The sequence below is a fragment of the Rhodococcus sp. 14-2470-1b genome (assembly GCF_002259415.1).
In the GTDB taxonomy this organism is placed as follows: Bacteria; Actinomycetota; Actinomycetes; order Mycobacteriales; family Mycobacteriaceae; genus Rhodococcoides.
The window spans coordinates 54,225-74,605 of sequence record NZ_NPFY01000025.1 but is presented as its reverse complement, the minus strand read 5'-3'; the positions used below and the strand labels follow the sequence as shown (position 1 = coordinate 74,605).

The 20,381-nt window shown below is 62.4% G+C and carries 25 protein-coding genes; 8 read left to right on the top strand and 17 right to left on the bottom strand.

Translation table 11 applies throughout. The features are described from left to right. Positions 1-51: 51 nt before the first annotated feature. From aztC to aztB, 3 genes are all read right to left on the bottom strand, one after another. The gene (gene aztC / locus CH293_RS18850) at positions 52-942 is read right to left on the bottom strand and encodes a zinc ABC transporter substrate-binding protein AztC (RefSeq protein WP_094721119.1); all 891 of its coding nucleotides are present in this window, start codon (positions 940-942) and stop codon (positions 52-54) included. Beyond that, complete coding sequence (locus CH293_RS18845; RefSeq protein WP_255122911.1) at positions 939-2,159, bottom strand: hypothetical protein; 1,221 nt, start codon at positions 2,157-2,159, stop codon at positions 939-941. The genes aztC and CH293_RS18845 overlap by 4 nt, the downstream gene beginning before the upstream one ends. Positions 2,160-2,508: 349 nt before the next feature. Continuing rightward, complete coding sequence (gene aztB / locus CH293_RS18840; protein ID WP_094721117.1) at positions 2,509-3,378, bottom strand: zinc ABC transporter permease AztB; 870 nt, start codon at positions 3,376-3,378, stop codon at positions 2,509-2,511. 21 nt (positions 3,379-3,399) lie between these two features. Here aztB and aztA point away from each other — a divergent pair, with 21 nt between their 5' ends. Beyond that, on the top strand, positions 3,400-4,104 hold the full coding sequence (gene aztA, locus CH293_RS18835; RefSeq protein WP_020112978.1) for a zinc ABC transporter ATP-binding protein AztA: 705 nt from the start codon (positions 3,400-3,402) through the stop codon (positions 4,102-4,104). On the opposite strand, the gene CH293_RS18830 is transcribed toward aztA, so the two are convergent. The 3 genes from CH293_RS18830 to CH293_RS18820 form a co-directional block, all read right to left on the bottom strand. Next, positions 4,036-4,659 carry a vancomycin high temperature exclusion protein gene (locus tag CH293_RS18830; RefSeq protein WP_094721116.1) on the bottom strand — a complete coding sequence of 208 codons (624 nt, stop codon included), beginning with the start codon at positions 4,657-4,659 and terminating at the stop codon, positions 4,036-4,038. The two genes, aztA and CH293_RS18830, sit on opposite strands and share 69 nt — an antisense overlap. Before the next feature lie 104 nt (positions 4,660-4,763). Continuing rightward, entirely contained in the window at positions 4,764-6,242 is a 1,479-nt protein-coding gene (locus CH293_RS18825) for an FAD-dependent oxidoreductase (RefSeq protein ID WP_255122910.1), read from the bottom strand. A gap of 53 nt (positions 6,243-6,295) precedes the next feature. Then, complete coding sequence (locus tag CH293_RS18820; protein ID WP_094721190.1) at positions 6,296-6,685, bottom strand: PPOX class F420-dependent oxidoreductase; 390 nt, start codon at positions 6,683-6,685, stop codon at positions 6,296-6,298. 142 nt (positions 6,686-6,827) lie between these two features. Here CH293_RS18820 and CH293_RS18815 point away from each other — a divergent pair, with 142 nt between their 5' ends. Then, positions 6,828-8,453, top strand: a complete 1,626-nt coding sequence (locus CH293_RS18815; protein WP_094721114.1) for a long-chain fatty acid--CoA ligase — start codon at positions 6,828-6,830, stop codon at positions 8,451-8,453. Positions 8,454-8,796: 343 nt separating this feature from the next. Here the strand turns inward: CH293_RS18815 and CH293_RS18810 are convergent, their stop codons facing one another. Both CH293_RS18810 and CH293_RS18805 read right to left on the bottom strand, forming a co-directional pair. Next, positions 8,797-9,171 carry a hypothetical protein gene (locus CH293_RS18810; RefSeq protein ID WP_094721112.1) on the bottom strand — a complete coding sequence of 125 codons (375 nt, stop codon included), beginning with the start codon at positions 9,169-9,171 and terminating at the stop codon, positions 8,797-8,799. 15 nt (positions 9,172-9,186) lie between these two features. Then, complete coding sequence (locus tag CH293_RS18805; protein WP_094721189.1) at positions 9,187-9,627, bottom strand: DUF3558 family protein; 441 nt, start codon at positions 9,625-9,627, stop codon at positions 9,187-9,189. A 251-nt stretch (positions 9,628-9,878) separates the two neighbouring features. On the opposite strand from CH293_RS18805, the gene CH293_RS18800 reads away from it, so the two are divergent. Next, on the top strand, positions 9,879-10,280 hold the full coding sequence (locus CH293_RS18800) for a hypothetical protein (RefSeq protein ID WP_037105215.1): 402 nt from the start codon (positions 9,879-9,881) through the stop codon (positions 10,278-10,280). 48 nt (positions 10,281-10,328) lie between these two features. Further along, positions 10,329-11,378, top strand: coding sequence for an HNH endonuclease (locus tag CH293_RS18795; RefSeq protein ID WP_094721111.1), 1,050 nt, complete (start codon positions 10,329-10,331; stop codon positions 11,376-11,378). Between the two features lie 9 nt (positions 11,379-11,387). Here CH293_RS18795 and CH293_RS18790 read toward each other — a convergent pair whose 3' ends face one another. The 5 genes from CH293_RS18790 to CH293_RS18770 all read right to left on the bottom strand — a co-directional run bounded on the left by CH293_RS18790 (position 11,388) and on the right by CH293_RS18770 (position 14,607). Beyond that, a complete protein-coding gene (locus CH293_RS18790; RefSeq protein WP_094721110.1) occupies positions 11,388-12,149 on the bottom strand; it encodes a hypothetical protein in 762 nt (253 codons plus the stop codon). A 61-nt stretch (positions 12,150-12,210) separates the two neighbouring features. Beyond that, the gene (locus CH293_RS18785; protein ID WP_019666744.1) at positions 12,211-12,933 is read right to left on the bottom strand and encodes a hypothetical protein; all 723 of its coding nucleotides are present in this window, start codon (positions 12,931-12,933) and stop codon (positions 12,211-12,213) included. 46 nt (positions 12,934-12,979) lie between these two features. Continuing rightward, positions 12,980-14,047, bottom strand: a complete 1,068-nt coding sequence (locus CH293_RS18780; RefSeq protein ID WP_094721108.1) for a hypothetical protein — start codon at positions 14,045-14,047, stop codon at positions 12,980-12,982. A gap of 3 nt (positions 14,048-14,050) precedes the next feature. Continuing rightward, the gene (locus CH293_RS18775) at positions 14,051-14,335 is read right to left on the bottom strand and encodes a hypothetical protein (protein WP_037105204.1); all 285 of its coding nucleotides are present in this window, start codon (positions 14,333-14,335) and stop codon (positions 14,051-14,053) included. Next, the gene (locus CH293_RS18770) at positions 14,332-14,607 is read right to left on the bottom strand and encodes an SAV_915 family protein (RefSeq protein ID WP_230620828.1); all 276 of its coding nucleotides are present in this window, start codon (positions 14,605-14,607) and stop codon (positions 14,332-14,334) included. The genes CH293_RS18775 and CH293_RS18770 overlap by 4 nt, the downstream gene beginning before the upstream one ends. A gap of 100 nt (positions 14,608-14,707) precedes the next feature. Here CH293_RS18770 and CH293_RS18765 point away from each other — a divergent pair, with 100 nt between their 5' ends. Continuing rightward, positions 14,708-15,001 carry a hypothetical protein gene (locus CH293_RS18765; protein ID WP_019666748.1) on the top strand — a complete coding sequence of 98 codons (294 nt, stop codon included), beginning with the start codon at positions 14,708-14,710 and terminating at the stop codon, positions 14,999-15,001. On the opposite strand, the gene CH293_RS18760 is transcribed toward CH293_RS18765, so the two are convergent. Then, complete coding sequence (locus CH293_RS18760) at positions 14,983-15,540, bottom strand: dihydrofolate reductase family protein (protein ID WP_094721107.1); 558 nt, start codon at positions 15,538-15,540, stop codon at positions 14,983-14,985. The genes CH293_RS18765 and CH293_RS18760 overlap by 19 nt on opposite strands. 224 nt (positions 15,541-15,764) lie before the next feature. Here CH293_RS18760 and CH293_RS18755 point away from each other — a divergent pair, with 224 nt between their 5' ends. Genes CH293_RS18755 through CH293_RS18745 form a run of 3 tightly spaced genes read left to right on the top strand, consistent with a single transcriptional unit; the run spans position 15,765 to position 18,726 of the window. After that, entirely contained in the window at positions 15,765-16,220 is a 456-nt protein-coding gene (locus CH293_RS18755; RefSeq protein ID WP_094721106.1) for a MarR family winged helix-turn-helix transcriptional regulator, read from the top strand. Next, positions 16,217-17,917 (top strand): ATP-binding cassette domain-containing protein, encoded by a 1,701-nt coding sequence (locus CH293_RS28805; protein WP_369597570.1) that lies wholly within the window; start codon positions 16,217-16,219, stop codon positions 17,915-17,917. Before CH293_RS18755 ends, CH293_RS28805 begins: the two co-directional genes overlap by 4 nt. Continuing rightward, positions 17,914-18,726, top strand: coding sequence for an ABC transporter permease (locus CH293_RS18745; protein ID WP_094721105.1), 813 nt, complete (start codon positions 17,914-17,916; stop codon positions 18,724-18,726). Before CH293_RS28805 ends, CH293_RS18745 begins: the two co-directional genes overlap by 4 nt. A 59-nt stretch (positions 18,727-18,785) precedes the next feature. Here the strand turns inward: CH293_RS18745 and CH293_RS18740 are convergent, their stop codons facing one another. The 3 genes from CH293_RS18740 to CH293_RS18730 all read right to left on the bottom strand — a co-directional run bounded on the left by CH293_RS18740 (position 18,786) and on the right by CH293_RS18730 (position 20,377). Continuing rightward, a complete protein-coding gene (locus CH293_RS18740; protein WP_255122909.1) occupies positions 18,786-19,037 on the bottom strand; it encodes a hypothetical protein in 252 nt (83 codons plus the stop codon). Between the two features lie 136 nt (positions 19,038-19,173). Continuing rightward, a complete protein-coding gene (locus tag CH293_RS18735; RefSeq protein WP_255122917.1) occupies positions 19,174-19,617 on the bottom strand; it encodes a DUF3558 family protein in 444 nt (147 codons plus the stop codon). Between the two features lie 379 nt (positions 19,618-19,996). Then, a complete protein-coding gene (locus tag CH293_RS18730; protein ID WP_037138784.1) occupies positions 19,997-20,377 on the bottom strand; it encodes a hypothetical protein in 381 nt (126 codons plus the stop codon). Positions 20,378-20,381 lie beyond the last annotated feature (4 nt).

The following is a 20,381-nucleotide window of genomic DNA, read 5'->3' as shown; positions in this document are numbered from 1 at the left end:
AAGCACTTTCACCTGCGTGTGCGCACCGTGGCACGCACGCGCAGGTGTGGGTCAGCGCAGTCCCGCAGCGATGGCTGTCGAGTTGAAGTCCATCATGTCGAGATACGTCGGTGCATCCGAGTTCTCGTCCCCCAGCGACTCGGTGAACAGCTTCACGACGTCGACGTCGACTCCCGCTTCCGACGCCATGACCTGCGCCAGCCTGTCGGGCTGGGACGAGTCGACGAAGATGGTGGGCACGCCCGCGTCGCGCACGGTACCCGCGAGATCCGACAGGTCGGACGCACTCGGAGACGCCAGCGTCGTGCCGCTCGGGATGACTGCACCGATGACCTCGAAGTCGTAACGGTCTGCGAGGTAACCGAACACGTGGTGGTTCGTCACCAACTTGCGATTGACGATCGGCGCGAACCGCTCCTGCATGCGTCCGTCCAACTCGACGAGCTGGGCGTCGTAGTCCTGTGCGGCAGCCTCGACGTCGACGCCGTCCAGTGACTCGGTCACCGCATTCTTGATCAGCCCGACAGCCGTGCGCATACGTTCCGGGTCCGTCCAGATGTGGGGATCCGCGGCGCCCGACGACTGCCCGGAGACGTAGTCGATGGGGTCGACGCCGGGGCCGACCTCGAGAATGTCGGTGCCGTTCGCCCGTGCTGCGTCGATCGTCTTGGCGACGCCTTCCTCCAGCCCGAGACCGTTGGCGATCAGCAGATCCGCCGATTCCACCCGCGCAGCCTCCGCTGCGGAGATCTCGAACGAATGCGGATCCGAGTTGGGCGGCATGAGCACCAGCACGTCGGCCTGGTCTCCGACGATGTTGGAGGTGATGTCGCCCAGAATGTTGGTGGTCACCACGATCGTCGGTGTGCCCGACGAGTCCGCACCCGAGCAGCCTGCCAGAATCAGCGCGGCCGGGAGGACCGCCAGCAGAAGCTTTTTCATGCGCCGATCACACCGATCGATGCGGGCGTGAAGTCGAAGTCGAAGGTTCGCGCGACGCGACCGCCGTCGCGGTAGTCGATTTCGGTGACCGTCCTGGCCACGGGATCGGAGACGTAGGCGCGGGTACCGCCGACCTGAAGTTCGGGCGCGTCGCCGTCGTCGGTCGTCGGTCGAACCACGGGCGTGGACGACGTTTCGGCACCGGTCACCGCGTCGAACACACGGAACGTACCGTCCGCCTGCACGGAGAACACGGTCTTGCCGTCGCTCGACACTCCCGCCGACAGCGCCTCGTCGGCGGTCCTGGCCTGCACCCACTCCCCCGACCTCGTGTCGAGCACGAGAACCCCGGTCTCCGTCGGCGCGGCAACGAGTGCGCCCCGCGAACCGTGAGCGAACGACCATGCCCGAGCGTCGGGCGTCGGGTACGGAAACTTCGTCGTCGCGAAATCCGCCGATGCATCCACCTTCAGCACGCCGTCCTCGCAGGCGACGACGAAGTAGTTGGAGAACACCGCTTCCCCATGCATCTCCGGGCAGGCCGCGTCCAGCGGACGAACGACGTCACCCGAGCTGTCGCGCAATTCGAGACCCGTCGGCAGGTCTTCCTCCGTCCCACCGGTGGAGACCACGAAGTGATCGGACAGCGGAACCGCGATGCCGTGATGAGCGTTGGACTCGATCGTCGTCGCAACCGTCGACTCGGACTTGCTCAACGAATCGAAGTCGACGACATCCGCACGCCCGGCGCCGTCGAAGAACACCGACACCTTCCGGTCACCGGCTATGACATGCGCGGGCTCGGCACCGTCGAGCGAGCCGATGTCGACGGGATCCTTGGTGTACGAATGCGTGTGGTCGCCGTGGTCGATCGTCCACGAGCCGGGATCGAGCAGATGCGCATGCTCGTCATCGGTCGCGACGGCATAGCGACCGTTGATGGTCGTGATGCTCGACGCGTTTCCGACATCGAACGTGTGGACGGACTCCTCGGTGGCGAGATCGAGAACCTCGATGCGCCCGGAGTCGGCGTCGGCGACGACGAGCCGAGGCTCCGGACCCTCGACCTCGGTCGACCCAGCCTCCGCAGCCAGGTCACTACCCGCCCGAGCAGTGCCGGTTTCCTCCACAACAGGTGCAGCATCATCGCTGCTACCGCACCCCGCAGCAGTCAGTGCAACAACGCCAATGGTCAGAACGGTTTTACGGGCGAACACAGAACTCCTCGAAGCAGAAATGATAACGATTGTCGTTTATGTTAAACCATTACCCATGTCGAACCCCTACAGCCCTGCTTCGGAGCCCCCAGTCCGAGCGAAAGTGGGGTTCAGTCCGTCTGACTGACCAAACGGGTCGTTCGCTCCGGGATGGTGGACACTCGATCGTCCGCACTCACCACCCCGCTCGGAGCGAATGTGCACCCCGGTTCGGAGCGAACGTGATGTTCAGTCAGTCAGACTGACTGAACGGTTCATTCGCTCCGGAACAGTGCAGCCCCGTTCGTCCGCACCCACCACCCCGCTCGGAGCGAAAGTTACGTTCGGTCAGCCAGACTGACCGAACGGTTCATTCGGTCCGGGAAAGTGCACCCGCAGACACGTTCGGGACTTCCGAGGGACGGGTGCGCGAGAGTACGGATTTCCCCATGGCGACGAGGAAGAACTGGAGTACGGCAAGGCCGGCGATGGTGGCGCCGGCGGCGGTGTTGGCGTGCCAGGAGACGAGGAGTCCGGTGATGGTGGCGGACCAGCCGAGGAGGGTGGCGATGATCATCGACTGCACGATGGATCGTCCGAAGAGGTAGGCCGTGGCGGAGGGTGCGACGAGTAGGCCGAAGACGAGGAGTGTTCCGACGATTCGGAAGGATGCGACGACGGCCAGGACCACCAGGGCCAGGAGTACGACGTGTGCGAGGCGCGGGCGGAAACCGAAGGTGTGGGCTTTGCGTTCGTCGAAGACCATGGCGACGAAGGGGCGGTAGGCGACGACGGAGACGACGAGTGCGACGGCGGCTGCGATGACGAGGAACACCAGGTCCGCGTAGGTGGCGGAGAGGACGTCGCCGAAGAGGAAGGATGTCAGGTCGACGGCGAAGGATCGCGCGCGGGAGACGATCACCACGCCGAGTGCGAGCATGCCGACGAAGAGCAGTCCGATTCCGGTGTCCTCGGACAGTCGGGAGTTGCGGGAGACCCAGGCGACGCCGCCGATCATGACGACGGCACTCACTGCCGCTCCGATGAGCAGGTTCGCGCTGAGGAGGTACGCGATCGCGACGCCGGGCAGCATTCCGTGCGAGACGGCATCGCTCAGAAATGCCATGCCGCGCAACACGACCCATGTTCCGACGAGCGCGCACAGTATCGATACAAGCATGCCTGCCCAGAGAGCGCGCTGTACGAACGAGACAGCGAAGGGGTCGAGTAGCCAGTCCACGGCCTGGAACCCTATGCGATAATGGTTGTCGTGAGCGAATCCGTGTCTGTTCGATCCCTGACCGTCCGGTACGGCAACACCGTTGCCCTCCACGACGTCAGTGCGTCGTTCGAGCCCGGCACCGTCACCGCTCTCGTCGGTCACAACGGTTCCGGCAAATCGACGGTGTTGCAATCTCTTGCAGGCATCGTCGAGCCCGCGTCGGGTGCGGTCGACATTCGACACAGACGTATCAGTTACGTTCCGCAGCGCAGTGACGTCAACGATCGGATGGCTGTCACCGTCGGCGAGGTCGTTGCGATGGGGACGTGGCCACGTCGCGGAATCCTTGGTCGGGCCAGCGCCGCAGACCGCCGTGCCGTCGACGAGGCCATCGATCGACTCAAACTGACCGATCTCCGTTCACGACGGTTGGCGGAGTTGTCCGGTGGGCAGCGTCAGCGGGCGCTGCTGGCGCAGGCGCTCGTCGAGCATGGAGATCTGGTTCTTCTGGACGAGCCGACGACGGGTCTCGACGCGGAGGCCCGCGAGATCATCAACAGCGTCGTCGACGACGAGGCGGCCCGCGGCGCTGTGGTGGTCATGGCCACTCACGACGCCGACGACGCGGATCGCGCGGATGTCACCATCACTCTCGGGCGCGGGGAGATTTTGTCGTCAACGCGTCGCGACCGTCAATTCGTCGGTGGCGGGGCTCACGACGGCAGGCTCGCGTCCGGACAGTAGGTCCAGCACGGCTTTGGGCCGTGCGAGCCATTCGCGACCGAAGTTGCGTAGCACCGCGAGTCGGTTGCATTCGCATTCTGCGTCCACCCCGTCGACGTCGATGCCTGCGTCCCGGCACAGCGCGACAGCTCTGGTCACGTGCAAGCCTTGACTGACGACGAGTGCCTTCTCGACCCCGAAGGTTGTCGCGGCGCGCCAGCAGGTGTCGTAGGTGTCGAGGCCGTAATCGTCGCCGACGATCTTGTCGGACGGGATTCCGGCGTCGACGAGATATTCGATCATGGCAGCGATTTCGTTGCCGGACCGACCGTTCGCATCACCGGAGACCAGAACCGCGCGGGCTCGACCGGACTCGAACAGCGACACAGCAGCGTCGAGCCGACCTTCCAGGTACTTCATCGGCTTGCCGTCGCGCACCTGGGATCCGAGGACGATGACCACCGGCGCGGCAGGTGCGTCGGCGGCGTCGTGCACCCGCCCGAAGGACACGGTCGCCACCCATGCCGCCGACGCGAGGACAACGGCGAGCACGCCGACAACGAGGCCGACCGCCACTCGCCACAACTTCTTTCTCAACGAACTCCCGATCTCCGCCCGACGCTACCGGGCGTCACCGTACCGGCCGAGATTGAGGGATCTCTGAGGCAGTCGCCCGCTGTTCAGAGCAGGGCCAGCGCGGCGTCGATCGGCGCACGGTCGCCTAGAGGCGAGATGGCGCCGACGTAGCCGTCGGGCCGCACGAGAACCACACCGTCGGGTGTCTTGAGCCCGTACCGCTGCGCGATCTTGCGCTCGGGATCGTCGACGACGACAGGAGTCGTGCCGGGCACCGACATCGAGGGGGTGCCGGCGATCAGGAGATGGTCGTTCGGATGCTCCCGATGTGCCCGAGCGAGGCTGTGCCACAACTCGGTTCCGGCGACCGGCGGCGCCGCGTCACCAGGTGCCACGTGCCCGTGCACGCCTTGCCGCACGATCGGGCTGCCGTGGTAGGCGACGGTGAATTCCTCCATCTCGTCGGCGATGCGGTGCTGTGCGAACTTGGTTCCCGCAACGATACGCAGCACCTTGTTGCGCACGGTCCGAACGACTTTGGATTCGACGGTGGCAGCGGTGGTCAAGGTCGTCGTCTCGGCGATGACGTGAGCGGCGACGGGATGACGCTCGTCGTGGTAGCTGTCGAGGAGCAGTTCCGACGCGTTCCCTCTCGTCGCCGCCGCGAGCTTCCAGCCGAGGTTGAACGCGTCCTGCATCCCGGTGTTCATGCCCTGCCCGCCAGCGGGACTGTGCACGTGCGCGGCGTCGCCGGCGAGGAAAACCCTGCCGGTTCGGTACCTCGGCACCTGAGCGTGATGGATCTCGAACGTCGTCAGCCACCGGGGCGAGCGCAGGCGCACGCCGAGTCCTCGCTGAGTGCACACGCGCTGCAACCAGTCCAACGACGGCGCCCGCCCGGACTCGGATGCGTCGATCGCTGCGATGACGCGGACACGGTCGCCGACCATCGGAAACAGCATCGCCGGGCCCGACCCGGCGGACGCGAAGATGTGCATCGCGCTCGTATCGAACGGGTAGGTGGCGTCGACGTCGCCCATCAGGAAGCGCTCACCCACGAACGAGCCCTGCAGCTTCAGACCGAGGTGATGACGAACGGTGCTCGACGCCCCGTCGCACCCCACGAGGTATCGGCACGCCACGGTCGCGTCCCCGACCGTTGCCCGCACCCCATCGTCGTCCTGAACGAAGTCGGTCAGCTCTGCCCCGCGCTGGATCTCGACCCCTAGGTCGAGCAGCCGCCTCGTCAAGACGGCTTCGGTTTCCGTCTGTGCCGTGGTCACCGTGAACGGGTAGGCGCTGTCGACGGTGTCCAGCGGAATCTGCGCCAACAACTTTCCGTCGGCGTGGAAGTGCACGCCCACTGTCGTACGTCCCGATCCCACGATGTCGTCGACGACGCCCAAAGCATCCATCATTTCCAGGCTTCGAGAATGAACGACGACGGCGCGGGATTCATCGGTGGGTTCGGTGCGGCGGTCGATGACGCGCACTCGTGTGCCGCGGCGAGCGAGGTCGACGGCGAGAACCAGCCCGACTGGGCCGGCTCCCACCACCAGGACGTCGGTATCGAAGATCGTCATGCTGGAGATGGTGTCTCGAAACCAGTCCCGTGCGCGACGAGTTCGGTGAGAATTCACCCGCCTTCGATGGCAAGAATCACCCGGGGCTTGCGTCCACGCGCGACCACCCGCTCGATCAGCATCACGATCCGAAATTCGACGCCGTACTTCCTTCGAATCAGTTCGGTTGCACGGCGCGCGGGCTCGTCGGTGACGATGCGCGCGGTACCGGTGTGCGCGACGGCGTCGTCGGCTACCTTTCCTCGCCGGTTGCACGGGCGGAGTTCGACGCGTCCCGAGTTCCTGATTCGTTTGACCTTGCCGCTGTCGGTCGGGGTGAGCACGATCAGTTCGTCCCCGTCGCGGCCGATCCACACCGGCGTCGAGACCGGCTCGCCGGATCTGCGGAACGTGGTGAGCGAGACGAACGGCTGGTCGCCGAGCGCGAGGAACGAAGCGGTCATGGATGCCAACGTACGCGCTGATCGGTTCGTTGCCGACGGCTCGAGTCCCTGCCGATTCTGCGGGTGCACTCGGCGGTAGTCCGTATTGTGCAAGTGTGACGCGCGGCACACAGCGCACGGAATGATTGGGAGTGGAACGTTCATGAAGAGCACCATGCAGGACACCCCGTTGTCGATCGGCCAGCTCGTTCGGTTCGGGACGTCGATTCACCCGGCAGCGGAGGTCACGACCTGGAGCGAGCACGGTCCGTCGACCGTCACGTTCGAGCATCTGGGCAAGCGGGCGGCGCAGCTCGCTCATGGGCTCCGGTCGATCGGGATCGACGACGACCAGAGGGTCGCCACGTTCATGTGGAACAACGCGCCTCACATGGAGGCGTACATGGCCGTTCCCGCGATGGGCGCGGTGCTGCACACGCTGAACATTCGTCTCTTCCCCGAGCAGCTCACCTATATCGTGAACCACGCCGAGGACCAGGTGATCATCGCCGACGCCAGCCTCCTGCCGCTTCTGACGCCTTTGCTCCCGACGATGCCGACGGTGCGTCACCTCGTCGTCGTCGGCGTCGATCCTGCTGAAGTCGACGCGCCCGACGGGATCGAAGTGCTCGCCTACGAGGCCCTCCTCGAAGGCCGCCCGGAGGAGTTCGACTGGCCGGAGCTCGACGAACGATCCGCTGCAGCAATGTGTTACACGTCCGGAACCACCGGTGATCCGAAGGGCGTGGTGTACTCGCACCGTTCCATCTGGCTGCATTCCATGCAGGCGTGCATGTCCGACGCGATGGGCCTCGCGCAGTCGGACAAGGTGCTGGCGATCGTGCCGATGTTCCACGCGATGTCGTGGGGGTTGCCGTACGCCGCGTTGATGGTCGGGGCGTCGTTGATCATGCCGGACAGGTTTCTGCAGCCCACTCCCCTTGCCGAGATGATGTCGACGTTGCGTCCGACGGCTGCTGCCGCGGTCCCGACGATCTGGCAGGCGCTGCTTGTTCATCTCGACGAGCATCCGGCCGACCTGTCGAGCCTGCGAGATGTCCTCGTCGGCGGAAGTGCCTGCCCGCCTTCGCTGATGCGCGCCTTCCACGAGAAGTACGGGATACACATCACGCAGGCGTGGGGCATGACGGAGACCTCGCCCGTCGGCACCTCGGGACGACCCGATGTCGGACTGTCGGCGGAGGAAGAATTCGATCTCCGTTGCACGCAGGGGCGTTTCATCGCTGCGGTTCGCGCTCGCCTCGTCGACGACAGCGGAAAGGAACTGCCCTGGGACGGCAAGCAGGTCGGCGAACTTCAGGTGCGGGGGCCGTGGATCACCGGCAGTTACTACCGCAACGACGCGCACGACAAGTTCGACGACGGCTGGCTCCGGACCGGCGATGTCGGCACCATCTCCCCCGGCGGTTACCTGACGCTGACGGACAGATCCAAGGACATCATCAAGTCCGGTGGCGAATGGATCTCATCGGTGGAACTGGAGAACCACGTCATGGAGCATCCGGCCGTGCGGGAGGCCGCGGTCATCGGAGTTCCCGACCAGAAGTGGGACGAGCGTCCTCTGGTCGCCGTCGTGGTGCGCGACGGCGAAAAGGTCGCGGCCGAGGAGTTGCGCGAATTCCTCGACGGTCGAGTTGCTCACTGGCAGTTGCCCGAACGCTGGACCTTCATCGACGAAGTTCCCAAGACCAGCGTCGGCAAGTACGACAAGAAGCGTCTGCGAAGCTCCCACGCCGACGGCGCTTTGAACGTCATCGAACTGGGCTGAACCTTTGCACTGCACTTTTTTCGGAGCGAACGGGCCGTTTGGTCAGTCTGACTGACTGAACGCCACTTTCGCTCGGAGCTGGCCGTGGGCGCAGGCGAACGAAGTGCCTCCACCCCGGCAATTTCTCCGGAGCGAACGGCCCGTTTGATCAGTCTGACTGACTGAACCCCACTTTCGCTCGGAGCTGGCCGTGGGCGCAGGCGAACGAAGTGCCTCCACCCGGCACTTTCTCCGGAGCGAACGGCCCGTTCGGTCAGTCCGACTGACTGAACCCCACTTTCGCTCGGAACTGGTCGTAGGCGCAGGCGAACGAAGGCGTCGATTGAGGTTCGAGGGTCCGCAGCTACCGCGGACCCTCGAAACTCGACGCAGTCTCCTCGTCCCGAGCAACGGTGTCGGTGAAGAACTTTTTGAACACCGCCTGCATCTGCCGGACGACCTCGATATGGCCCTCGAGAACATCGACCATATTGTTCTCCCCTCCAACAGCCTTCTGCGAAAACACCTGCGCGATCTTTTTGCCCATATCGAAATCACCCCAGCCGGTGACATCGCCGAGTTGCTTCGCTTTGTCTCGGTGTCCGACGAGTTTCCTGATGTACTCATCGCAGGACGCACTGCATGCCCTCGCCGCATCCTGGTTCAGGTAAAGGTCACCGGCATCGGCGGCCACCGCGAGGGACTGCCAATACGTCAAAGGCGCAGCGTCGTTGCTCATTTTCGGTCCTGTTCGCTAAGCGCTCGGTAGCGCAACTTTCAGATCGTCGACGTGGCGGTGCAGTATCGGGCAAGGATCCACACCATCACCAACATGCAAGTAATCGACCGAGAAGACGACTATCCCCGATGACAGATCGACAGCGAGGTTGCAGTCGATGATCGAACGCGCAACATCGGTCCTGTACTGGAATGCATCTCGTCCGTCCAATTCGGTATCGAGTCCATCGAGATTCCCCGAGTCGCTGCGCGCCTCATCGACAGTGCGGTTCAGGGACGACTTCACAACGAACACGTAAGGCACATCGACACCAACTGGCCGGAACCGGCAAATATCCCAATCCGGCACGACGATGCCTCGCCCCCAGCCGACGTCTCGGTGGTCCGGATCCAAGCCGGTATCCCCGATCTGCTCAGGGGTGAAAGTGCACGGATCCCATCGGGTCGGCTCGGCCACCGCCTGCGGCGAGACCTCCCTCACACACCCCCCAAGCAGGGCAGACGCCGCAATCACGGCCACAATCCATCTGCGCACACGGTCCCCCTCCGTCGAGTACGGCTACCAGATTAGACGCACTGCTTCCTTGATCGGTTCCACTTCGCCCGACAGCTGTAACGGACCTGACAGCAAAACCGACCAACTGTGTCGTACCCGTCTGGCACAGTGCACAGCACTTGACCCACCCTGCCTCTCGAGAAGAGAAACCCATGAACAATCAGTTCCACAACAGCCCCAACTACGGCACCATCAACATCCACCAGACCACTCACGTCGGCTACGTAGTTCCGCAGCGGTCCTGGCCGCGTCGCCATCCGATTCTGACGGCGATTCTGGTGCTATTCGGCATCGGTTTCATCGGTGCCAATCCGTGGATTCTGATTGTCGTGGCTGCGGTGTGGATCGGCATCAAGGTCTACCGGAATCAGGAAGCGAAGAAACTCGCCGCGCGTCAGGAACAGCAGCGTCTGATCGACAGCGCGAACGCCCAGAACCAGGCCTACCTCAACGGCCACCAGTTCGGCACGCACGGGCACTTCCCCACCCAGCCGTTCCAGCCGGGCCAGTACCCCGCCCCTCAGCCCAACCAGCCCTACCCGTTCCAGGGTTGAGCTGTCGCGACGGACGGAAGTGGCTGACTACGAGATAGGTTCGGCACTATGATGGTTCCTTCCTTCGACACCATCGCGTTCGTGCAGCGTTTGGTCGAGTTGGTGGATACCGGTCGGCGTGAATCGACGTACAAGCTCGCGACGCTCATGGCGTTGATCGACGTGTGCGTCGAGAACGAAGCTGCGCATAACGGAACGCTCGCAGTCCCTGTCCAAGAATTGGCGCACCGCATCATTGCCTATTACTGGCCACAGGTACGGGCGTACGACGAACGGATTGTTCTCAGTCAGAACAAGTCTTCCGGCCGGACTATCCCGGTGCTGGTCGCTCGGTACAAAGCCTCGACCGCGTTCACCACGGCCGAGGCTGCACGGGAAGTCGAGGACGAGCATTACGTCGCGCTTGTCCGCGACGTGGAGCTCACGGTCGCTCGGCAACCGTTGACGCACTTTCACACTCCGGCCGGCCGCAACAATGACATTGCGAACGACGATTTCGTGTTCGACGCGCGCGGGTTTCACAAGAAGATGAGCAGGACGCACCTCGTGGAACGCGGTCACGTCGTTCTACGGAGCGGGGTCCCTCGCGCGCTTCGCGACACGTCGGTTCTGCTCCGATCGTTCGTGAAGAACGCGTGGGTGGCCGATGTCGTTCGCATGAACCAAGTTTCGCTGGACGTCGAGGTGATAGACGGGTTCTTGTTCGGCACATCGCGGGAAGCACTGACCACACTGAACGGCCCTCTGCGTGACCTCCAGGGCAACCGCTGTTTCTACTGCGACAGCAAGCTCGGGCCCGGAGCACACATCGACCATGTGCTCCCGTGGTCGCGAATTCCCATCGACGGCGTCGCGAATCTCGTCGCAGCGGATGCTGCCTGCAACCTTGCCAAGTCGGCGAGCGTACCCGTTCGCGCACATGTAGATCGAGCGCTGCGCCGACCACGATCGGATCTGCTCGCCATCGCGGCCACGACCCGCGTGCCTCTTCTCCATGATCGGACGCGGTCTGCCGCAGGCGGCGTTTACGCTTCGCTGCCCGCCGGCGCTCCCCTCTGGATTCGGTCTCGTGAGTACGAACCGTTCGTACCTGTCTGATTCGAGCGCTCAGACCCGGCGATCCAATTGCTCGACGGCGTGACGCAGTTGGGCGCCGATGCGGTCGGTGGTCTCGTAGAACATGTCCCGGGCGGCGTTGAGGTGTAGCGAGCCCAGCTCATCGCCTTCGCGGGTTTCGTATTCGCCGTCGTCGGGGGTGCCGTGGTTCTCGATCCAGCGGACTTTCTGAAGTTCTCGGTCGATTTCGACGAGCCCGTCGAGATAGGACCGTAACGCCGTGAGTCGGGCGATCAGTGTTCGCTGACGATCCGCCAAAGCGTCGATGCGCTCTTGGTAGATCTTCTGCACTTCGGCGTCGTCGGCAAGGTGGTTTGTCGGTTTGGGGCCGAGCCGCACGAATGCGGCTTCGAGCTTGCCTGCGCTCCAAGCGACAGAAGTCACCTCCGAGACCAAGTCGATGCGGACAATGCGGTGGGCGGTGTCCAGCGACGTCCACGCGCTCAACGACGAAATCTCGGCTGCAAGAACGACCACCGCGTGGACTACCTTGCCGCGGGTGGCCGACCGGAGAGCAAGCAACTCGGCGTGCTCGGCCCCGAGGTGATCGACACCGCGATCTCGATCGACGATCTTGCGAACTTTCTCCCGTCGCGGGGAACTTGGATCCGCCACCGCCGATCCACGCCATGCTTTCAGTGCCTCGCGCACAAGGTCAGGTTGTTTCGCGGCAGCCTTGGCGTCGAGACCGACCAAGGTGTCGTCGATGGCCCGAATGTCTGCCGACCGTCTATCGAACGGGTTCCACCTCATCGTCGCAAGGTACCTCAGGACTCGGACACTCGTCGCGCTCGTGGCGTGCCCCGCCCACTGTTCACGGCGTTATGGACGCCAGTCGCTGCGCCGCAGCATCGGTCCCGAGCTCGAACCGCATCTTGGGATTTTGCAGATAGAAGGCGATCCATGCCTGCAGGACTACTGGGTGGACGTCGAAACGCCGGCAGTCGAGATCCATCGTTATGATCGGTCGTTTCTCGATTCGCCAGAACCACGCGGTATCTCGTTTGTATCCCGAGAGAACAATGTCCGGTTTGAGCGATACACACTGGTGGGTGATAGTGACCCACCCTTGTGACGTCATCGAAATGCGGTCTTCTATCCGTACGGTGTGCAGGGAGTCCCACGATGCCCTCATGTCGAACGACCATCCTCGGTGTCGTACTCCGTCGGCATCCAGTTCCACCCACCCGTTGCGGACCGAACGCCATGCCAAGGCCCCGTAGAAGGTAAGGAACAGCGGAGTCAGAAACCACAGGCTAAGCCACATCAAGAGCGCGAACGCGCCGATGAGAGCGCTTCTCCAGAACAATCCCCACCGCTCGTACCGGATGGTGGAGCCGTGGACGCGGTGTAGTACAGCCGGTCCGACCTTCGACGAGTTCTGGTTGAACCACGGGCTGGTAGTACCTAGGACAAGGCAAAGCGCAGCGGTCAGGGCGAATTGGGCTGCATCTCGGCCATCACCCGACGAAATCGACAGTGCGCCGTATACGAGAAGTGCAGCGGCCGACAAGCCCACGGCACTGGACACAATCATTTTTGTTCGCGGTTTCCGTTTGTAGACAAACGGTTGCACGGTGGAATCAGGAGAGGGCGTCCCACGCTCCGGTTGCCAGTTCACCGATCGACCTTCCTGTCTCCGCCAATGCCTCTTCGCCACCTGTAATCGCCTGATCGACACTTCCAATTCCTGTCTCGTACATCGAATCAACGGCACCAGATGCGTAGATTCCGGCGATTGCGCCTGCCGCTGCACCCGTCAGCGTCCCGAGTACAGGGACCGGAATGAAAGAACCAATCACCGCGCCGGCAGCAGCCGAAGCAGCGATGCCGGCGCCAGCGGAGACGATTGCCTGATCGGCCGGTTTCCCGTTGTGGATGTCCCATGCGACGCCGGCAACAGCGAGAGCGCCGCCGATACGCCCCGAAAGTTTGTCGGCGGTTTTGGTGAGGTCTTCTGCTGCCTCGGTCAGCACTGCCGCTCGCGCCGCAGTGGTACGCGCGTAATCCACGTCTCGATAGATCACCGATGACGGGGTTCCTTCGGACGCGTTGCGTGCCAGGTCGAAATATTTGGTCGACTCCGCATCCAGCCAAGCTGCTTTGTTCTTCATCGCCCACGTCTGGACGTCGACGACAGACATCGCGGCCGCGTCGACCACTTCGGTTGCCAGAAAGAACCAATCGACGTAGGGGTTGGTCCAGACTCCAACGAGCGCTTCTGCTGCTTCACGCTCGACCGAGCGAGACTCCTCGGCAGCTCTGGTCGCCTGACCGTACGCAGCAGACAGGTCCCCCGACAGCGGATCGTCGATCGCGTCGCTGCTGATCGTCAGGCCGGCTGCTGCGGCATTGCGGCGCGCATCAGCCATCATGGACTGTGCCTTCTGCAGGCCGGCCGCGAAATTGTCGATCTGCTGGGCGTGATCACGAGCCGCCACAGCGATCTTCTCCGCGCCTTCGGCGGCTCGAGTCAGCTTCGGCATCGCCGCGTCGGAGGCAGGGCCGTCCCAGGCGCCGTCGATTCGGTTGCGCGCGGCGAACACCTTGTCTTCCGCATCGTCCAAGACGGGCGCTAGCTGTTCACGCAGCCATCGCGATAGTTGGCGGACTGACTCCGGATCACCGTCGATGTGGGTGTCTATGCTCATGTTCTATTCCGCCCATGCCGCGACGTTGATCTCGTCGGCTGCGACGATGTCCTGCTCGGCGTACCTGGTGGCGCACTCGTTCAGAGTCACGTTCAGGCCTGCTAGTCCCGAGACCAGCTCACCGGTGGAGGCCACGAAGTTGCTCAGAATTCCCAGTATCGCGGCGGTGCCCACACCGCCGTCGACGGCACCGGGAATCGACGGTGCGATCTCGTCGACTCTCGTCGCAGCGTCCCGCACGTACCCCGCCTGCAGACGGATTTCCTCGTGATCGACGACGATGCTCATGATGCACGCGCCTTATCCGGCACGACGACGTCGAGCAGCACCAGATCGAAGTGGGCGACCTCTTCGATCGCAGGCAGAAAGGTGATCGGAACCACGATCCACGGCTGGTCCCTGCCCATGCACGTGTGCAAACGATCGAGTGCCGAGTAGACCAGAAGCGCAGACCTGCCGTCGCGCGTGTCATTGATCAACACACGTGCATCCGACGGGTCCGAAACTTGTTCTGCGCACGGCACATACAGCACCGGTGGATAATCTGACGGAATTTTCACGAAACGTCCTCCCCTGCTCCGGTGTGAAAACCGGTCCTACAGATTCAGACGCAACGAGTTGTGAATCGGTTCCACTGTCCGACGGATACCATCGGTGGGTATGGAACCTCAGAGTTACTCGTCCGGCGAGCGAGTGTTCGGGCCACCCCGCGGGACGTTCGACGCGGACTGGGCCGCCACCGCCCTTCGATCGAACGTGCCGGGTCTGGACTTCGCGACGTCGGTTCGGGTGATGGAGTATGCGTGGGAGCTAGTGCAGTCGCGTGACCTGCGCGGAGCCACGCTCGCCGACGCACTGAGTGACTCGACTGCCGTGAGTGTCGATTCCGACCTCGCTCGCGCAGCCGCGGCGGTGGCAACCGAAATTGCGGAGTTCTACCTCGACAGAGACTGATCGGCTGGGATATACCGCGACGCGACGACGCCGTGACTGAACTCCTCCCGCCCGACGAGCTCGAGTTCGACGCGCTCCGCCAGCCCGGCGAACAGGGTCGGCCCTCGACCGACCACAACAGGGTGAACGACGAACTCGTATTCGTCGATCAGTCCCATGTCGGCGAGTGCGAGTGGCAGTTGCACCCCGCCGGTGAACATGCCGTTACCCGGCTCGTTCTTGAGTCGCCGGACGGTTTCCTCGATGTCACCGTCGACTATCTCAGCGTTCCAGTCCACCGACGTCAGCGTGCTCGTGACGACGTATTTTCTGCTTTCGCTGATGCTCTGCGCAAACGGCGTTGTCCACTCCGGCATGTCGGGTGAGGGTCGTCTCCACGCCGATTCCATCATTTCGTACGTCGTCCTTCCGAACAGCAATGCATCAGCACGAGCGATGCTCTGCGCAGCGTGCAGGTGCAGATCCTCGGACGGGCGCGCGAAGTTGTGGTCGACGCAGCCGTCGAGCGAGACGTTGATGGAGTACCGCAGAGGCCGCATTCGGTGAATCTACTGGCTGACACGCCTCGTCGCCGCAAAATCGCTTTCGGTCGGAGCAGGATCCGGCGGACGTTGTGAACCGGTGGTGAAACCCGCGACCGGGGCGCAGGCTATCGATCGCGGCCATCGAACGGCACCGTTTTTCAGCGCTATCGACGTCGACGACGAATGCTGAAAGTTCGACAACATTGTTACCTTGCTTCTTAATGTACTAAGGTACCGATATGTACTCCTCGATCGTCGACAAGCTCCTCGCCATCACCAACATGTTTCAACAGGACATGACTCGGGCCTTTGCCGATACGCCTCTCACCGAGTCCCGGGTGGCAGTCATGTGGGTGCTGTCGCTTCGCGGTCCGTCGACTCAGCGGTCCCTGGCGCAAGCATTGTCCGTGACAGCCCGCAACGTTTCCGGCCTCGTGGATGCACTGGAAACACACGGATACATCGAGCGCAGTGCGCACCCGTCCGATCGCCGTGCCGTGTTGGTGACCCTCACGTCGAAAGGCGAAGCGGCGATGACCCGCATGCAGGCGGAACACGCACATCTCGAGGCTGAACTACGTAGCGCGGTCGAGCCTGAGGATTGGGCCGGTCTGGAAAACGGCATCGACGCGATCGTCACCCGCCTTGCCGAGCTGACGAACTCGACACAACCTGATGAGAAGGACGATCGATGAGCACTGCCGGAAAAGAACTGGAAAAGTTCAACGGCTTCCGAGCTCTGGTGAATCGGAGCGCGGGGATCGAAAGGATCATCTACTCGAGCATCGTGCGTGCGATGACAAGCAGACCCTGGAAAGCGCACGACGCACAAGGTTTTCGCTATCACGCCGAGAGCATGCCTCTCCTCATCGTGATCGTTGCACTTTCTGCGGTGGAGATCGTCGTCGTCGATCTACTTGTGCAGCAGTGGATCTGGATTAGAATTCCACTGCTCGTCATCGGGGTCTGGGGGCTGATCTGGCTGACCGGGCTCATCTGTGCGCATTTCATGCGGCCACACACGATCGGAAGCGAGGGCATCCGAGTCCGAGACGGGCTGGATATGGACGCGCACGTCGAGTGGGTCGATATCTATTCCGTAGGAGTCAAGAGCCACAACCACAAACCCAAGACTCCCAGCGTGATCGACGACCGCGGGGGCCGATCTCTCGTGATGGCCATCAGCGACCGGACAAACATAAAGATCGAGCTGGAAAGACCGACCACGATAACCCTCCCCGGTCTGCCGCCGAGGGGTGGCCAACACATCATCGACCGAATTTACCTCTGGACAGATACGCCCGAGACCTACCTTGCTGCTGCGAAAGCGCATATCGGCACCGAAGAAGATTGTGCTGCCCAGCGCAGAGCGCATGCTGAGGACGCCAGACGAAGACAGCGGATGGCCGAATTTCGAAACAAGCCGACGATCGAGGTCAGCGGCCTCGTCAAACGTTTCAATGACACGACCGCACTCGACGGTATCGATCTGTCCGCGGAGTCCGGAACCGTACTGGGACTTCTCGGCCCGAACGGATCGGGCAAGACCACGACAGTACGGATCCTCGCAACCTTGATGAAACCCGATGCGGGCACTGCCCGGATCTGCGGTCACGACACCGTCCACGATGCCCATCTAGTGCGACAACTGATCGGGGTCACCGGCCAGTACGCATCGGTGGACAAAGACCTCAGCGGCTACCAAAACCTCGTCATGATCGGCCGACTGCTGGGGATGTCTCGTAGCCAGGCCCGAAGTCGTGCATCCGAACTGATCGAGGAGGCCGGCCTCGCCGCAGCAGCAGCAAGACCCGCGAAGACCTACTCAGGCGGGATGCGCAGACGGCTCGATCTCGCGGCGAGCGTCATGGGCGACGCAGCTGTCGTCTTTCTCGACGAACCGACGACCGGGCTCGATCCGGTGCGTAGAGGCGAGACCTGGACCATGGTTCGCAGGCTCGCTACGCAAGGTTCGACCGTGCTTCTCACCACGCAGTATCTCGAAGAAGTGGACCACCTGGCCAACGACATCGTTGTCATCGACGCTGGAAACGTCGTCGCACACGGGACGCCCGAGAACCTGAAACGGCGCATGGGCAGCCAAACACTCGATCTTCACCTGAGCAATCCAGGGCAGCTCGACGAGGCGACGACACTAATTCGGAGCATCCTCGACGCCGCACCGGTAGTAGATGTCAAGTGCGGGCAACTCAGTGCCGCCGTATCCGATGGACAGGCCATGCCTGCGATCGTCCGGACCCTTGACGACGCATCCATCGAAATCAGCGAGCTCTCGCTGCGCCTCCCCAGTCTCGACGATGTGTTCCTCACACTTACCGGGCATCGCGCGAGTACCACCGTAGGAAAAAACGAGAAGGACTCAGCGCCATGACCAGTACAGCGTTCCCCGGGACAAGCGCAGCGCTAAAAAAGCGTGTCGGATTCGGACAGGTTGTCACGCAGTCGGCGTCGCTGTCGTGGCGCGGAATCGTAAAGATCCGCCGCAATCCTGCCGGGCTCGCAGACGTCGTCATCGGCCCTGCAATTTTCCTCGTACTCTTCGGCTACGTGTTCGGCGGCGCCATCTCGGGCGACACAAGCGAGTACCTGCAGTACGTGTTTCCCGGCATCCTGGGAATGATGACACTGCTTGCCACTATGGGCGTCGGAGTCTCGCTGAGCACGGACCTCTCCGAAGGCATCTTCGATCGCTTCGGCAGTCTCCCGATAGCACGCGTCGCGCCCCTCATCGGAGCAATCGGCAGCGATATCGTACGACAGATCGTGTCGCTCGCTGCGCTGATCGGTTTCGGTCTCCTGCTGGGCGTGAGGTTCGAGACCGACGCGTGGTCGGTGCTCGCCGGGTGCGGGCTCGCACTCTTGTTTGCTCTGTCGGTGTCGTGGGCACTGATACTGCTCGCCCTGGCGATCAAAGATCCACAGGCAGTCCAAGGTCTAGGCGCTGTATTGATCATTCCGCTTGCCTTTGCCAGCAACATCTTCGTTCCAGTCGAAACGATGCCCGGGTGGATGCAGACCGTCGCCTCATGGAACCCCGTCGGACACCTGGTGGACGCAGTTCGCGGCTTGATGATGGGAGGACCTGTCGGCGAACCTCTGGTGTACACACTCCTGTGGATGGCGGCTTTCATCGCGATCTTCGCGCCTTTGTCGCTGATGGCTTACAACCGTCGACTCTAAGCCTCGCCACCAAACATGCTGTCTCGGTGAGGCAATGAGCCGGGCGACCACCCATATCGCTACCTCGGTGCCTCGATCTGAATATCGCCGGCATTCGCAGCATCCATTTCATTCGTCGAAGTGAAAAACTTATCGAAGACAACCTTCATTTCTTCGACGACGTCGATATGACTCTGCAACACGTCGACCATGTTGTTCTCCCCGCCCACAGCCTTTTTGGCAAAAATGTCCTGCAGTTGAAGGCCCATATCGAAGTCACCCCAGCCGCTGACCCGAGCAAGCGCCGTGGCGGTCTCTTGGTGATGTCTCAATTTAAGGATGTACTAGTCGCAAGCCGCAGAGCAGGCCTGCGCCGCTTCCGCATTCAAATAAAGCTGGTGGTTGTCAGCAGCTACAGCTAGCGCCTGCCAGTACGTCGAAATTTCGCCCGGATTACCCATATCTCCCCTACTTCGGCGTGGCAGGTATTGCAGATTCCAGATCGTTAACGTGCTGCAGTACGACCTGGCAAGCATCCACTCCGTCCGCCGCGTGATAGACCACTGTGAATACCACGACGCCGGTGGACACCTCTAGCGCAATGTTGCAGTCGCGAACGGACTTGCCCGTCTCCGTCGTATACATATGCGCGTCTCTTCCGCCCACTTGGAGTTCGCGAACGCTCAGGTTACCTTCGCGAGCGCGTGCGTCTGCGATCGTGAACTTGTCGCTCGATGTGACGTCCAGACCGTAGGGATAGGCCGTACCGCCTGGTGCGTGGAACACACATCGACTCCAATCTGGAACGACAATCCCTGTACCCCACCCCTCATCGCGATACTCCGGATCCAAGCCCGTTGCAGCGATTGCTTCTGGAGTGATGCTGCACGGATCCCAACGCTTAGCCGCCACGGGACTGCCCTCGACACCCCCACTACATCCGGCAAGCAGCGTCACCAAAGCCACCAGCGTCGCTATCCGTCTACGCACCCGACCCCCCCGATCACGTCGATCAACAGGTTAGACGCAACAACCATCGAAATGGTTCCAGTCAGGCGCCACCAACAGGTCGGCCGGGGGGTTCTCTCTCATCGATCAGTTCGAAGACGATCGTTAACGAGCCGGTTCTGCCCTTGGGGCACCCCAGTCGATGGAGACGGCAATGCCGGTAGGTCGACACAGATCGTCTCTCGCACACCCTGTCGCTACTCGCTCACGTTGCATCCTGTGCGAGAAATCGGAGTACGAGCGTTAGGCCACGATCATCTCTGCGCGTCCGCGCCAACTGCCGCTATCTCGGCCCTTCGACCTCAATTCCTGCGGCATTTGCCTTGTCGACGTCATGGGTCGAAGTGAAGAACTTGTTGAAGACAACCTTCATTTCTTCGACGACGTCGATATGACTCTGCAACACGTCGACCATGTTGTTCTCCCCTCCCACAGCCTTTTTGGCAAAAATGTCCTGCAGTTGAAGGCCCATGTCGAAGTCACCCCAGCCGCTGACGTTGCTTAGCACACGTGCTTTCTCCTGGTGGATTCTCAACCTCTGAATGTATGTGTCGCAGGCTGTGTAACATTGCTGTGCCGCTTCTTCGTTCAGAAACAAATGCCCTTGATCGGCCGCGACCGCAAGTGCCTGCCAGTACGTTGTCGGTTCGCCAGGACCACTCACGATG